The sequence below is a fragment of the Actinomyces respiraculi genome, from assembly GCF_014595995.2.
In the GTDB taxonomy this organism is placed as follows: Bacteria; Actinomycetota; Actinomycetes; order Actinomycetales; family Actinomycetaceae; genus Actinomyces; species Actinomyces respiraculi.
This window is the reverse complement of the sequence record NZ_CP063989.1, coordinates 2,180,435-2,195,371: the sequence shown is the minus strand read 5'-3', so window position 1 is coordinate 2,195,371 and position 14,937 is coordinate 2,180,435. Positions and strand designations below refer to the sequence as shown.

Genomic DNA, 14,937 nt, shown 5'->3' with positions numbered 1-14,937 from the left:
CTAGAGTCGCGTGCGCGCCGGGCATCGCTGTTGAGCCGCCGAGCGCGGAAATGGGGTGAAAGCGTGGCCTCTGGTGTCCGGGTGCGTGCGACGGTGCCCACGCCGTACAGGCTGTCCTTCGTGGTGGGTGGCCTGCTGTCCACCGAGGCGATGATCACCGCTCCCCTCTACCTCGGGCTCCATGACTGGACCGCGGTCCGCTCAGTACTCATTGCGGACAACCTGCTGCACGCGCGTACGCGCGCCACCGCGGTCCGCCTCGCCAGGGAGGTGGTGCAGAGGATGTCGACGCTCAGCGACGTCGAGTTGTCCTACCTGGCGACGGCGCTCTCGCCGGACCGCAGGCACCTCATGTGGGCGGCTGCCTGTCGTCACTACGAGATCGTGGCCGACTTCGCCCACGAGGTCCTCAGGGACCACTACCTGCGCGGCATTGATGTGCTGATCGCCGCGGACTTCGAGCGCTTCTGGGACGCCAAAGCCCTGTGGCACGGCGAGCTGGAGGAGACCACACCATCCACCCGCGCCAAGATTCGCACCAACCTGTTCCTTGCGATGCGTCAGGCCGGCCTGCTGGAGGAGGGCAGCATCGTGACGCCCCTGATGTCGCGCGACGTCCGTATGCTTCTGGAGCAGCGCACCCCGAGCGACCTGCGCTTCTTCCCAGTCAGGAGCAGCCTGTGAGCAGTCGAGACATCGTCGCTGAGGAGCGCCATGTTCTGGCGGTCCTGTCCTCCGAGCGCTTCCTCAGGATGGAGGGCCTGGGCAACGAGATCCCCTTCTTCATCTGGGCCTACCCGCCCCAGCAGGAGATCGAGGTCCGTCAGGCCACGGGGCGCCTCCTCTCGGCTTTGGGATCCGAGCATGGCCTCAACGTGCTGGCCGTGGATCTCTTCGATCTGTCCGTCACTTTGTTGGGGGAGCGGGGACGGGGGCTGCTGGACCGCCTGGAGGGCTTAGAGCTCACCCGCAGCAAGTCGGATTTTCGTCGGGACCTGCAGCGGATGCTCGACCCCGAGAAGCACATCGTGCCCGCCATCACGCAGCGGATCGACGCCCAGGCTCAGGTGGACGTCCTCGTGCTCACCGGTATTGGACGCGTCTTCCCCTTCATCCGTTCGCACAACATCCTCAACAACCTCCAGCGTGCCGCGTCCCGTATTCCGGTGCTCACGCTGTTCCCGGGCGAGTACCGCCAGTCGGCCACCATGGGATCCTCCCTGGTGCTCTTCGACAGGCTGACGGACGACCAGTACTACCGCGCTAAGAACATCATGGAACAGGAGCCAGCATGAGCCCGGCGACGATCGGTGGCCTCTTCGCCAAAGAGGTGTCCCGCCCCATCGAGGGAGTCATCAAGGCCGATGACACCGAGCACCTCGCCACTGAGATCGACGAGTATGTCCTCACGGGGGAGACGGCCGCGGCACTGTCCGACTTCCTGGAGGCGTACACGGCCCCGGTGTACGGCGGGGGCAATGGCGTGTGGATCTCCGGCTTCTTCGGTTCAGGTAAGTCCCACCTGCTCAAGATGCTCGCTCACCTCCTCGGGGACGTGCCCGGCACTACCAGTGAGCGACAGCGCGCGGTCGAGGCGTTCTGTGCCAAGGCGGAGGGCGACGCCATGCTCGGCGGCCTGCTGACCAGGGCTGCGCGCATCCCGGCGACCTCCCTGCTGTTCAACATTGATCAGAAGGCTCCGCTGATTGACAAGAACCAGACCGATGCCCTCCTTCAGGTCTTCGTCAAGGTCTTCAACGAGGCGCGCGGCTACTACGCGGGAGAGCCCTCGGTGGCCCGTTTTGAGCGGGATCTGGACCGCCGTGGCCGGCTGGAGGCCTTCAAGGAGACCTTCGCGGAGGTCGCCGGGGTGCTGTGGGAGCAGGGGCGTGAGGAGGGCATCCTCCAGGAGCACAACGTGACCGAGACCTGGTCGCGGGTGACCGGTGAGGTTGGCACAGCGAATATCCTCGCCCGCTACGAAGAGCAGTACTCGCTGTCCATTGAGGACTTCGCAGACGAGGTCGCCCAGTGGCTGGCCACCCAGAGCGCGGACCACCGCCTGCTGTTCATGGTGGACGAGGTCGGTCAGTTCATCGGCTCGAGCACCAAGCTCATGCTCAACCTGCAGACGATCGCAGAGACCTTGAGCACCACGTGCAGGGGCAGGGCCTGGGTGTGCGTCACCAGCCAGGAGGACATGGATGGCGTCATCGGGGACCGCACCAGGACCCAGGGCAACGACTTCTCCAAAATCCAGGCCCGCTTTGCCACCCGCATGAAGCTGACGAGCCAGGACGTGGAGGAGGTCATCGAGAAGCGCCTGCTGGGTAAGAGCGCCGACGGCGAGGCTGCCCTCGACCCCCTGTACGAGGAGCACCACGCCAATTTCCGCACCCTGTTCAACTTCGTGGACGGCTCGAAGACCTACCGCAGCTATGAGGGCCGGGAGGGTTTTGTCCGACGCTATCCCTTCGTCCCCTACCAGTTCCCCCTGTTCCAGGCGGCCCTGGTGGGACTGTCCGACCACAACGTCTTCGAGGGCCGCCATGCCTCTGTGGGCGAGCGTTCCATGCTGGGCGTTGTCCAAAGTGTGGTCAAGGACCGCGAGAGCAGCCAGGTGGGCACATTGGTGCCCTTTGACGCGATGTTCGCCGGGATCCGTCAGACCGTGAAGTCCGCGGCCACACGCAACATCACGACGGCGCAGACCCACCTGGAGCCCGGTCCGGTCAGTGAGATGGCGGTGCGCCTGCTCAAGGCACTGTTCCTCGTCAAGTACGTCAACGGCTTCCATGCGACGGCACGCAACCTCGCCATCCTCGTGCGCGGCGAACTCGGTGAGGATCTGACGGCGCTGGATGGCCTAGTGACGCAGGCACTCGACCTGCTGGAGCGCGAGACCTATGTTCAGCGCAACGGCACGGCCTACGAGTACCTGACCAACGAGGAACAGGACGTCGAGCAGGAGATCAAGAGCACGAACGTCGACGCGGAGGAGGTCTCCAAGGTCCTGGCGGACATCATCAAGGAGGACATCACCCGCATACTCTCCGTGCGCCACGAGCCCACGGGCCGGGACTTCACGTACGAGCTGCGCCTAGACGAGTCCCCCTACTCCCGCGCCCAGCCCCTGGCGGTGCACTACATCTCGTCGGCACTGGGCCAGAAGCGTGATGTGGTGCTGGCCCAGTCGATGGGCCGCGACGAGCTGCGGGTCCTGCTGGCGGACGACCGGCGCATGTACCAGGACCTCAGGCTCTATGTGCAGACGGACAAGTACGTCCGCCTGCGCAGTGGCACCGATCAGACTGAGACTCGCAGGCACATCCTGGAGGGCAAGAGCAGGCAGAACCGGGAGCGACGCCGTGAGCTGGTGACCCGGGTCGAGCAGGCGATCGCCGGTGCTGAGCTCATCGTGTCTGGCACCTCGCTGCCCGTCACTGCCTCGGATCCGCGCTGGCGCGTCGAGGAGGGCGTAGCTGCGCTCATCGCACGCACCTACACCCAGTTGACTCTCATCGGTGAGTACCCCTACTCCGAGTCTGATATCGCCCGTCTGATCTCCGAGGATCCGACTCTCCTGGAACGGGACACGGACACGCTCCAGCCGGCGGTGGAGGAGATGGCTGGGTGGCTCATGAGGCAGCGCGACCTCGGTGCGAGGAACACTGTCAAGCAGATCGTCGACCGTTATGAGGGCAAGCCCTACGGGTGGAGTCTTGCCGGGATCTTGTGTGTCATCGCGCGGCTGGTGGCTACCTCCCAGGTGACGCTCACACTGGACAGTCGCGCGCTCAAGCGCACGGAGCTTGGCGAGGCTTTGCGTAACGGGAAGAAGCGCGAGGTAACCATCGTGGGCTTGCAGCGTCGTTTCGACGTCGCGACGGTCCAACGAGTGCGTTCCTTCGCTCAGGAGTTCTTCACCGCCACCGATCTGCCGGGTGACCCACTGGACCTCGCTGCTGTTGTCAAGGAGCGCCTTGCCTCCGAATGGAAACAGCTGCGATTTTTGCAGGACAGTCACGCCGGGCAGTACCCCTTCCTTGCAGTGCTGGATCATCCGATCGGCCTGCTGGGTGAGACGCTCAATCATTCGACCGAGTGGTACCTCGACGAGCTGCCTGCCCATACGGATGCGTTGCTCGACGCGAAGCAGGACGCCATTGACCCGGTGAGGCACTTCCTCAAGGGTTCACAGAAGACGATTTACGACGACGCCGTCCGGCTCCTGACCGACAGCCGCGACAGCCTTGACTACCTTCCCGAGGATCACGCCAAGGCGATGACGTCGATGCTTGCTGATCCGCGTGTGTTCCGCGGGCAGGGGACCGCGCGGCTGAAGAACGCCACCGCAGCGCTGCGCTGCGCCCTTGAGGCCCGGCTTGACGAGGAGCGTCGAGACGCTGAGCGGGTCCTGCGTGAGCGGATGGAGCAGGTGCACGCCAGCGCCGCCTGGGCTGAGACCTCCGAGGAGGCGCGGGTGGAGGCCGGGCGCCGGGTTGCCCGTGTGAGGGAGCGTGTCGCGGCGGCGTCCTCCGTGCCGGTGATCCGCCAGGTTGCTGCTGATTTCGACGATGTCGGCTACACCGAGGTCCTGTCCGTGATCGAGAACGGTCGCCGGGCCCAGACGGCCGACGACGACGGTCCCGCTGCTGCGTCGAGGCCGCAGATCGTGCCGGTGCGCCGTCTCGCGCGGCCGGGCGCACGGCTCTTGCGCACGACCGCTGACGCCGACGCCTATGTTGAGGAACTGCGCGTCATCCTCCACGATGCTATCGAGTCTGGGAAGCAGGTGTCCCTGTGAGTAGCACGAGGAGGCTGGAGTCTTTTGCGGCTGATGCCCGCACCCGCCTTATCACCGAGGTGGGGGCGCGCCTGAGTGCTGTGCTGGCGCCGGCCTCGACCGCACGGGTGGACTTCCCGGCAGCCGTCAAGGCCCTGGAGAAGCGCATCCGTGAACGGGGTGGCGGTGAGGAGGGCAGGCGTCATGTGATTGAGGAGCAGGCCTATATCTGGTTCAACCGGATCATCGCCCTGCGCTTCATGGACGCCAACGGTTACACGGTTCCGGCGCTGGTGTCCCCGGACGGTGATCGCGCCGTCGGCCAGCCGGCGGTGCTGGCGGCGGCCAAGCGGGGTGATCTGGACCCGGAGGTCTTCACCGGGGCCGGCAAGAGGATTCTGGACCTGTTGGATGGGACTGTGGCGAGCCCGGACGCTCAGGGTGAGGCGTACGGGCTGATCCTGGCCGCCTACTGCGCTCACTGGAACAGCACGATGCCTTTCATGTTTGCTCCTGCGGGCGACTACACGACCTTGCTCATGCCCGCCGACATGCTGTCCCAGGACTCTGTGCGCGCCCGCGCGGTCGAGGCGCTGACGGTGCAGGACTGTGAGGACGTGGAGGTGATCGGCTGGCTGTACCAGTTTTATATCTCCGAGCGGAAGAACGAGGTCTTCGCGTCCTTCAATAAGGGCCGAAAGGCCGGTGCCGACGAGATCCCCGCGGCCACCCAGCTGTTCACCCCGGATTGGATTGTCCGCTACCTGGTGCAGAACTCGGTCGGACGGTTGTGGGTGCTGGGCCACCCGGAGGCTCGACTGGTCGAGCAGATGGAGTACGACGTCGAGCCTATGGGCCGGGCCGAGGATGCTCTGCGGATTGGTGGGCCTGAGGAGCTGACGGTCATGGACCCGTGCTGCGGGTCCGGCCACATGCTCACCTATGCCTTCGACCTGCTGTACGACATCTACGAGGAGGAGGGGTATGCCCCCTCTGAGATCCCGGGCCTCATCCTCACCCACAACCTGTATGGCACCGAGATTGACCCTCGTGCTGCGGCGCTGGCGGCCTTTGCCCTCATGATGAAGGCGCGTTCGCGCCACCGGGGATTTCTGCGCCGTCCGGTGCAGCCGCGGATCCGGGTCATCGATCCGGTGGAGTTCACTGCGGAGGAGCTCGACCGGCTCGCTGGTGGTGCCGACGCTGCCCCGGAGAGTCGGTTCTTCTGGCAGAGCTTCAGCCATGCCGACGTGCTGGGCTCCCTCATTCGCCCTGAGGCCGAGGTTCTTCCGGCGGCGAGGCAGACCCTCACGCGTCTCGACGCTGAGGGCACGGACCTCATGGACCTCATGGACTCAGACCTGTATGACCGGGCGCGCACGGTTGTTGAGCAGGCCGAGTACCTGGCGCGCCGCTACGCGGTGGTGGTGACGAACCCGCCCTACATGGGGTCAAGCAACATGGGAGCGCAGCTGAAGACCTGGGTGGGCAAGCACCACCCGGAGGCGAAGGCGGACCTCTTTGCGGCCTTTATCGAGCGTTGCCTCACACTTGCCCACGGCGAGCACGGCATGGTCGCCATGATCACCATGCAGGCCTGGATGTTCCTTGGCTCCTTCGAGAAGATGCGCCGTACTCTCCTGCGTGATGCACCGCCGACGACCATGCTGCATCTGGGTGAGCGGGCCTTCGACTCGATTGGCGGCGAGGTCGTCTCGACGACGGCCTTCGTCCTGGAACCGGGGCGAGGCGTTGATGATCTGGGGAGGTACCTGCGTCTCGTTGAGGGAGGATCGGAGGCAGGCAAGCAGGATCTGCTGGTCAGGGCGCTCGCGGGTGACGAGGCGCTGCTGTTCGAGACGACGGCGCGAACGATGCTGGCTCTGCCCGGCGCACGGCTCGCCTACTGGCTGTCGTCGGCGATGACGCGTGCCTTCACCGAGGGGCGTCCGCTCGGCGAGATCGCCGCGCCGAAGCAGGGACTCGCGACGGCTGACAACGCCCGGTTCCTACGGCTGTGGTTCGAGGTCTCCCGTGACCGCAGCTGCTTCGACGCCGCGTCCCGTGACGCAGCGAAGGCCAGCGGCGCCACGTGGTTCCCCCACCTCAAGGGCGGAGAGTTCCGCAAGTGGTGGGGCAACCAGGACTACGTGGTGAACTGGGAGCGAGACGGTGAGGAGATTCAGGATTTCCGGGATGCGGGCGGTAAGCAGAAGTCGCGTCCGCAGAATATTGACTCCTACTTCAAGCCCGCCATCTCCTGGTCGCTGCTGACGTCTGGCGCCCCTTCTTTCAGGGTAAATCCTGCGGGATCAATTAGCGGACATAAGGGACCGATTATCCCGGCCAACGGAGGGGTGAGTAACTGTGGCCTCCTCAACTCCTCCACCGTTGAGTCGCTGCTGCAGGTGACATCATCAGGTCTTGGTTTCGAGGTTGGACATGTGTCCGAGATCCCCCTGGTCGATGTGTCGAGTGCTGCGCCAGCAACGTCGGTGGTTGACGACTTGGTGGAGTTGTTCCGCTCTGACTGGAACGCCTATGAGACCTCCTGGGACTTCACCGGGTCGCCGCTGGTGCAGCGGATGCGGCCGGGGGACTCGCTGTCTGAGGCCATGGAGCGCTGGTGGCAGGACTCCGTCAGTGCGGCGCGTGAGGCCCAGTTGCTGGAGACGGAGAACAACCGCTACTGGGCTCAGGTCTACGGCCTTGAGGATGAGGTGCCCATCGAGGTAACGCTGAGCCGGGTCTCCCTCACCTCGAACCCGTGGTTCCGCTACGCCAAGACGAGTGCGAGCACCCAGGAGGACTACCGCAGGCTCTTCGTCGTGGACGCCGTGAAGGATCTCATCTCCTACGGTGTGGGCTGCATCCTCGGTCGGTACAGCCTCGATGAGCCCGGCCTCGTCCTCGCTGACCAAGGCTCAACACTGGATGACTACCTGCGCCGTGTGCCGCAGCCGAGTGTCGTGCCGGACGTGGATGGCGTCATCCCGGTCACCGACGGTGAGTGGTTCGAGGATGACATCGTCACTCGCTTCCGCGCCTTCCTCGCTGCCGCCTTCGGGCGAGAGCGGTTGGAGGCGAACGTCCGCTACCTGGAGGACGTGCTCGGCAAGTCCCTGAGGCAGTACTTCCTTAAGGACTTCTACGCCGACCACTGCAAGCGCTACTCGAACCGCCCGATCTACTGGATGTTCTCCTCACGGACGGACAGCGCGGCCACCTTCCGGGCACTCATCTACCTGCACCGTTACACGCCGGCCACCCTTGGCACGGTGCTCGGCGACTACCTGCGCGAGTACCAGGCGAAGCTTCAGGCCGAGGCCTCACGTTTGGAACGTGCGGGCTCGGCTGCGGACCTCAAGCGGGCGGATGCTCACCGCCGTGCACTGACCGAGTGCGAGGACTACGAGCGCGACGTCCTCTACCCCCTCGTCACTCAGGGTGTGGACATCACCCTTGATGACGGCGTGCTCGTCAACTACCTGCGCTTCGGCCGCGCCCTGCAGAAGGTGGCCTCCATCGAGCGCAAGCGCGCCGACGCCACCACCTGGACCTGGCCCACCCACCCCCTCGCCCCCCAAGGCGGTACCCGATGAACCCAACGCGGATCCATAAGATCAAGAAGATCGACAACTACCGCATCTTCCAGGGATGGAAGCCGAGCGGGGTGGTCGAGTTCGCGCGCGTCAACGTCATCTACGGGCAGAACGGCAGTGGGAAGAGCACGCTTGCGAGTCTCCTGCAGGGCTGTGCTGATTACGCAGCCGATCAGTCCACCGAACGCGGCACTCGGCACACTGAGGTGATCAGTGCAGGCCTGCAGCTCGAGGTGTGTGATCCCTCCGATACGTCCGCTTCCGGCAACTCGTCGATCAGTCTGGATGATCGCAAATTCTGGGCGCGTGTGAGGGTCTTCGACAAGGACTTCGTCCGCAGAAACCTCCGATTCGAGGAGGCTGACGGCCCGCAGCCCGAAGCGCTCCTCACCATCGGTGAGAGACTTGCCGACGCTGAGAAGAAGATTGAGGAACTGCGCGCCGAACTGGCGACCAAGCGCGACGATCTTCCCCGGTGCGAAATGGCAGTGAAAGATGCTAAAGATGCCGTTGATAAGAAGTTGACAGACACGGCAAGACGGGTCGTTGACGATCTCAGGACCTCACCGGATTCTCGTTATTGGGCAACCAACACCTACAATAGGCGGCAGGTCCGTAAACTTCTCGACGGCAATCTCGCTGTCCTGGATGACGCAACAAAAGACCTGACTGCCGATCGCAAGCGTGCCACTAGCCCAGTGATGCGGTCTGTCAGCATCCAGCCTCGGGACGCATTGTTGGAGCAGGGCGGTCTCGACGATGCACATCGGCTGCTGACGGCGAGCGTCGTGACTCATCGGACGATTGACCAGTTGGTAAGGAGCGCTGACCGGTCCAGGTGGGTGCAGGAGGGCATTGGTCTCCACGAAGGGCTAGAGGAGTGCCTGTTCTGCGGCCACGGTCTGACCCCGGAACGTCGAGACGACCTCAACGCGCACTTCGATGAGTCCGTCAAGAAGCTCCAGGCCGCTATCGGCCATCTCATGACACGTCTGGAGGAATCGGTTAAGGTGTCGGAGGACTACCTGAATCGGTTTCCGACAACCGACAAAGTCTACGAAGACCTCCGGGACGATCTGCGGGGAGCGCGCAACGCCTACGACGCTGAGCACACGGAGTACGTCAAGGCTGCCACGCAGATTCGAGCGGCATTGAAGGAGAAAAAGGGTAACCCCTTCGAAACTCCCGTGCTCGCATCAGACCTCGCGCTGGTCGCGCCGAGCACTGCGCCGCTGGAGAAGGTCGTCAGGCAGCACCAGAGCAGGATCAACAGCCATGAGAATGAGGCTCTGAAGGCTGCCAGACGCGTCGAGCATTACCACGTGAAGAACGCTGCACCTGAGTACTCGCGCCTCAAGAAGGCGGAGCAGGGCAAGCAGACGGCCGTCAATGAGCTTCAGGTCCAGATGAAGAAGCTCGAGAAGGAGATCGCCGCACTCAAGAATGTGGACGGCGACCCCACACCAGGCGCAACTGAACTCACACAAGGGTTGAGTGGACTTCTGGGGCGGTATGAGCTTACCTTCAGTGTCGCCCAAGACGATAAGCACTATGCCATCACGCGAGACGGAAAACCCGCAACCCACCTCAGTGAGGGAGAGCAGACCGCGATCGCACTGCTATACTTCCTTCACAGTGTGCGTGAGGACAAGATTCAGGGCGATCCGCCCATTGTCATCATCGATGACCCGGTCTCCAGCCTGGACCATGGTGTCCTCTTCGGTGTCTCCGCGCACATGTGGGCGGAGCTCGTCATTAAGACCTACGTCAGTCAGGTCTTCCTCCTCACCCATAGCTTCGAGCTCTTCCGTCAGTGGCTGATCCAGATCGAACGCATTCCCAGGAAGGAGTGGAGGAACTACTCAGCGTACAGGGTGGTCACGAGGAGTGGCGGGGGTGGCTGGCGTAGGCCCGAGTTCGAGTCGTGGGAGATCGGCGATAAGCGGCGGAAGAAGTTGCGCTCCGAGTATCACTTCCTTTTTGACCAAGTGGCGACCGCTCTCACGGAATCGCTTGCTGCCCTCGACTCGACTGCCGAGATGGAGGTGGCCGCGTTGGCACCTAACTCCGCCCGTAAACTCTTGGAAGGATTCCTGAGTTTCCGCAGCCCCAATACTATGGGAGATTTCCGTGGTTCTGTACGCGCCGTTCTCGACGGGCACCCAGGGCTGGATGACTCGGTGCGTACGAGGATCGTGCGTTACGCCCACGCCCACTCCCACCTGGAAGAGGCGGATCCGATGAAGCCGCTTGAGCTCGGTGAGGCGATGCCCTTCCTGCGCGTGCTCTTCAGGTTTATGAATCACGTTGACAAGGACCACTTCACATCGATGTGTGACGCCCTCGACCATGACCCAGATATCTTGCTGGGCTTCTCGACGTCCTCAGAGCCAGGATCCCCCTCATGACCGACTACCTCACCCTCGGACCGGATGGCCGGGTCACGGACCGGGAGAGCAAGACCCTGGAGCTCAAGCGGGACCTGTCCTCGCCCGCAGGTCCGCTCAGAACGATTGTCGCCTTCGCGAACTCGGCGGGCGGGCGCCTTGTCGTCGGTGTCGAGGACGACGGTACCGTCGTCGGCGTCGCCGACCCCCTCGCCGAGGAGGAGCGCGTCGCCAGCCTCATGAGCGACTGCATCTCACCCCAGCTCGTCCCCGCCATCGACCTCGTGACGCTCGACGGCAGGACCGTCCTCGTCGTCGACGTGCCGCTGAGCACCCGCCGCCCCCACTACCTCACCCAGCAGGGGCCGGAGAATGGCGTATACGTGCGCCTGGGCTCCACCACCCGCCAGGCCGACCCGGCACTGGTGGCCGAGCTTGAACGCAACGCCCGCGGCCTCGCCTTCGAGGACCTGCCCGAGCCCCGCGCCGGCCTCAACGACCTCGACCTCGCCACCCTGTCCGACCTGCGTGGACGGCCAACCGACGTCGACGACCTCCTCGCGCTCGGACTCGCCGTGAGGCACGGGACCGGGATCGTCCCCACCAACGCCGGCATCCTCGCCGCCTGCCCCGACCCCACCCGCTTCCTGCCCTCGGCCTGGGTCCAGTGCGGGCGCCTGCGCGGCCCCCACGGCACCGACATCTTCGACCAGACAGAGATCCACGGCCCCATGCCACTGGCCGTCGATGAGGTCATGGGCTTCCTCCTCAAACACGCCTACAAGACCGCAGTCTTCGGCGAGGTCCGCCGCCGCGACGTCTACTCCGTCCCCGTCGAGCCGATCCGTGAGGTCATCGTCAACGCCCTCGTTCACGCCTCCTACGCCGAGCGAGGGACGCCCATCCGTATCGGCTTCTACGACGACCGTATCCAGGTCGACAGCCCGGGCCTCCTACTGCCTGGCATGACCGTGGAGACCATGCACCGGGTCTCCCGGCTGCGCAACCCGGCGCTGGCGCGCATCTTCCGTGAGGCCGGGATCATGGAGCAGTGGGGCACCGGCGTCCAGCGGGTCTTCGCCCAGGTCGCGGAAGCGGGCCTGCCCGAACCCGTCATCGAGGAGGTCCAGGACCGGGTGCGGGTGACGATCTACGTGCCCAGCCACGACCCGGGCCAGGTGGGTGAGCAGGTGAGCAAGTTGGGTGAGCAGGTGAGCAAGTCGAGTGAGCGCGTCGAGTCACTAAGTCAGAGCACGACGTCACTGCGTCGAGTCACTAAGTCAGAGCACGAAGACACTAAGTCGGGACACGAAGTCACTAAGTCAGGGCACCAAGTCACTAAGTCGAGTCACCAAGTCGAGTCACGACGTGGGGATAGCGCACAGCCTGAGGGCTATCGGATCGCGATCCTCACTGTGCTCCGTGGCGGGGAGCGGACCCGTGCGGACGTGCTGTCTGCGATGGGACTGAGCAATGAGACGCGCAACGTGCGTCGTCATCTCGACCCCCTCATCGAGTCCGGGCTCGTGGAGCGGACGATCCCCGACAAGCCCAACAGTCGCCTCCAGCGCTACCGTCTCACCGACGCCGGCCGCAACTACCTCGACAACCTGTCTGGAGACGCCGAATGAGCTCGTTGTCCACCGTCAAGCACCAGTTGCGCGAGCGCTTCGCCCGCCCCGGTGAGGCCGGGCGCATCGTCCTGTGGTCCGATCCGTCGGGCCGCTACGCAGACACCGTCACCGAGCTCGTGCCCCCCGGGACCACGATCCTGCGTGTCGACAACAATGAGTTCGCCATCAAGAGAGAGATCTTCGCCAGCAGCTCCGACAGCACGTTCCTCATCTACCGGCCCGGTCCCGAACCGCAGACCCCAACGGACAACTGGCTGCTCGACGTCGAACTCGCCTACGGCGTCTTCACCGCGGACCATGTCTCACTCGTCGTGCAGGAGCTCGGAGGCGGATCCGCGATGCGGGACGTCGTCGAGCAGTACCCACAATTCTTTGACAGCCAACGGCGACGGCAGGCGCTCACAACCCGCCTGCGCCCGGACGACGACGCCACCGACATCGCCGCCTCCATGGTCGCTGCGATCCTGGGCACCGAGGACCGCTCACTAGACGCACTATGGCGGGTCTTGCTCACGCAGCACGCAGAAGGCCGATCCACCGGAATTGATGAGATCACCCGACTCGGGCTTGACACCTTCCACTGGGAGGGAACCCGCCACATCTACGGATACACCGCAACGACCCCGACCGTTGAGGACTTCGTGCTGTGGCTCTTTGAGCGGGCATGGGAGGGATTCGCTCCCACCCACCCGGAGCGAGCCGACGAATACCGCAATATTCGCCGCGACTTCAGCACCTGGCGCCACGATCTGCGTTTCGCGGACACCTACCGGGCCCTCGCCACACACGCGGCCACAGAACTCGCCATCGCCGATCGCATGACCGACCTGGAGCTGGGTGACCTTCTGCCGCGCACTACCTTTCCGGAGGCGGACCAGGAGATCATCCGGCGGCTCGCTCAGGGAATCGAATCCCGCACCCTGCCGGACAAGCAGGTGCAGGAGGCGGTACAGCGACGTACCACGTCGATCTGGTACCACGACGTCCACCACGCCTACGAGGCACTTGCCGCCGCATCGACCCTGCTGTCCCTCGCCTGCGCCGGCGCCTGGGACATGTCCTCACCCGCCGACGGCGTCGAGCGCTACGCCAAGGAGTGGTACGCCGTCGACCAGGCCTACCGGCGCTTCCACCGGAACCTGGACCAGGCGGATACTGATCTCACCGCGAGCTTCGACCCCCTCACCTCTCAGGTCGAGCGCGCCTACCTCAACGACTACCTCGATCCCCTCGGCCGGGCCTGGCAGCAGCAGGTCAACACGATGGAGCGTTGGGAGATCTCCGGCATCCCATCAGCCCGATCCTTCTTCTCTGCGAAGGTGAATGCCCATTGGCTGAGTAAAGGCCGCAAGGGCGTCGTCATCATCTCCGACGCACTGCGCTACGAGGTCGCCGAAGAGCTCGGCCGACGCATCCGCAATGAGGACCGCTTCACAGCCGAGCTCACCCCCATGCTCTCCTGCCTGCCCTCCTACACCCAACTGGGCATGGCCTGCCTCCTCCCACACACCACACTCGCCTTCACCGACAGGGCGAATGTTGAGGTCGACGGCGCCCCCAGTGACGGCACCAACAACCGCGCCACGATCCTTGCCGCCGTCGGCAGCACCGCGATCCAGGCGAAAGACCTGTTGAGCATGCGCCCGGCTGAGACACGAGACCTCGTCAAGTCTCACCACGTGCTCTACGTCTTCCACAACCAGATTGACGCCACCGGTGACAAGCAACCCACCGAAACCGACACCTTCCGTGCCTGCGACGACGCCATCGCCGAGCTCATCAAGGTCATGAAGAAGCTCGCCAACGCCAACGTCAACAACATCCTCATCACCGCCGACCACGGCTTCCTCTACCAGGACACGCCCCTGGCCGAGCACAACTACCTCTCGGTCAAGCCCCACGGTGACACGCTCCTGAGCGTCAACCACCGCTTCGTCCTGGGACGCGGTCTCAAACGCGACCAGGCCTTCACCACCTTTACCTCCGCCCAGCTCGGGATGACCGGTGACATCGAGGTCCAGGTGCCTGCCTCAGTCCACCGCATCCGCGCGGCGGGATCGGGCGTGCGCTACGTCCACGGTGGAGCGTCCTTGCAGGAGATTGTCATCCCGGTCCTCGCCGTCAATAAGCGCCGCACCTCGGACACCCGACAGGTGCCCGTCAAGATCATGCCCGAGACCGACCGCATCACCACCGGACAGATCACGGTCATGCTCTACCAGCAGGAACCGGTGACGGAGAAAGTCAAGGCGAGGCGCCTCATTGCCGGACTCTATGCCGGCCAGACCCTCATCTCCGACGAGGTCACCGTCGACTGCTCACAAACCTCCGAGGAGGGGCGTGACCGCTTCTTCCCCGTCACCCTCGTGCTGAGCACAGAGGCCGACGCCTACAACGGCACAAAGGTCGAGCTGAGACTGCACGAGCCGGTCGGCATCTCCCAGCGCCGCCCCTACCCGGACAAGGCTCGATTCACACTGGTGCGCACCTTCACGAGCGACTTCGGCAACGACTTCGACTTCTAGGAA

7 protein-coding genes are annotated in these 14,937 nt (G+C 64.4%); all 7 read left to right on the top strand.

Features of this window, described 5'->3' with window-relative positions:
- Nucleotides 1-63: 63 nt before the first annotated feature.
- The 7 genes from ID810_RS09125 to pglZ are packed head-to-tail and all read left to right on the top strand — an operon-like array spanning nucleotide 64 to nucleotide 14,934.
- Nucleotides 64-684 carry a DUF1819 family protein gene (locus tag ID810_RS09125; RefSeq protein WP_196781493.1) on the top strand — a complete coding sequence of 207 codons (621 nt, stop codon included), beginning with the start codon at nucleotides 64-66 and terminating at the stop codon, nucleotides 682-684.
- The gene (locus tag ID810_RS09120) at nucleotides 681-1,295 is read left to right on the top strand and encodes a DUF1788 domain-containing protein (protein ID WP_166855920.1); all 615 of its coding nucleotides are present in this window, start codon (nucleotides 681-683) and stop codon (nucleotides 1,293-1,295) included. The genes ID810_RS09125 and ID810_RS09120 overlap by 4 nt, the downstream gene beginning before the upstream one ends.
- Nucleotides 1,292-4,807 carry a BREX system P-loop protein BrxC gene (brxC, locus tag ID810_RS09115; protein WP_166855918.1) on the top strand — a complete coding sequence of 1,172 codons (3,516 nt, stop codon included), beginning with the start codon at nucleotides 1,292-1,294 and terminating at the stop codon, nucleotides 4,805-4,807. Before ID810_RS09120 ends, brxC begins: the two co-directional genes overlap by 4 nt.
- A complete protein-coding gene (gene pglX, locus ID810_RS09110) occupies nucleotides 4,804-8,388 on the top strand; it encodes a BREX-1 system adenine-specific DNA-methyltransferase PglX (RefSeq protein ID WP_166855916.1) in 3,585 nt (1,194 codons plus the stop codon). The genes brxC and pglX overlap by 4 nt, the downstream gene beginning before the upstream one ends.
- Nucleotides 8,385-10,796, top strand: coding sequence for an AAA family ATPase (locus ID810_RS09105; protein WP_166855914.1), 2,412 nt, complete (start codon nucleotides 8,385-8,387; stop codon nucleotides 10,794-10,796). Before pglX ends, ID810_RS09105 begins: the two co-directional genes overlap by 4 nt.
- Nucleotides 10,793-12,406 (top strand): ATP-binding protein, encoded by a 1,614-nt coding sequence (locus ID810_RS09100; protein ID WP_166855912.1) that lies wholly within the window; start codon nucleotides 10,793-10,795, stop codon nucleotides 12,404-12,406. The genes ID810_RS09105 and ID810_RS09100 overlap by 4 nt, the downstream gene beginning before the upstream one ends.
- Nucleotides 12,403-14,934 carry a BREX-1 system phosphatase PglZ type A gene (gene pglZ / locus ID810_RS09095; RefSeq protein WP_166855910.1) on the top strand — a complete coding sequence of 844 codons (2,532 nt, stop codon included), beginning with the start codon at nucleotides 12,403-12,405 and terminating at the stop codon, nucleotides 14,932-14,934. The genes ID810_RS09100 and pglZ overlap by 4 nt, the downstream gene beginning before the upstream one ends.
- Nucleotides 14,935-14,937 lie beyond the last annotated feature (3 nt).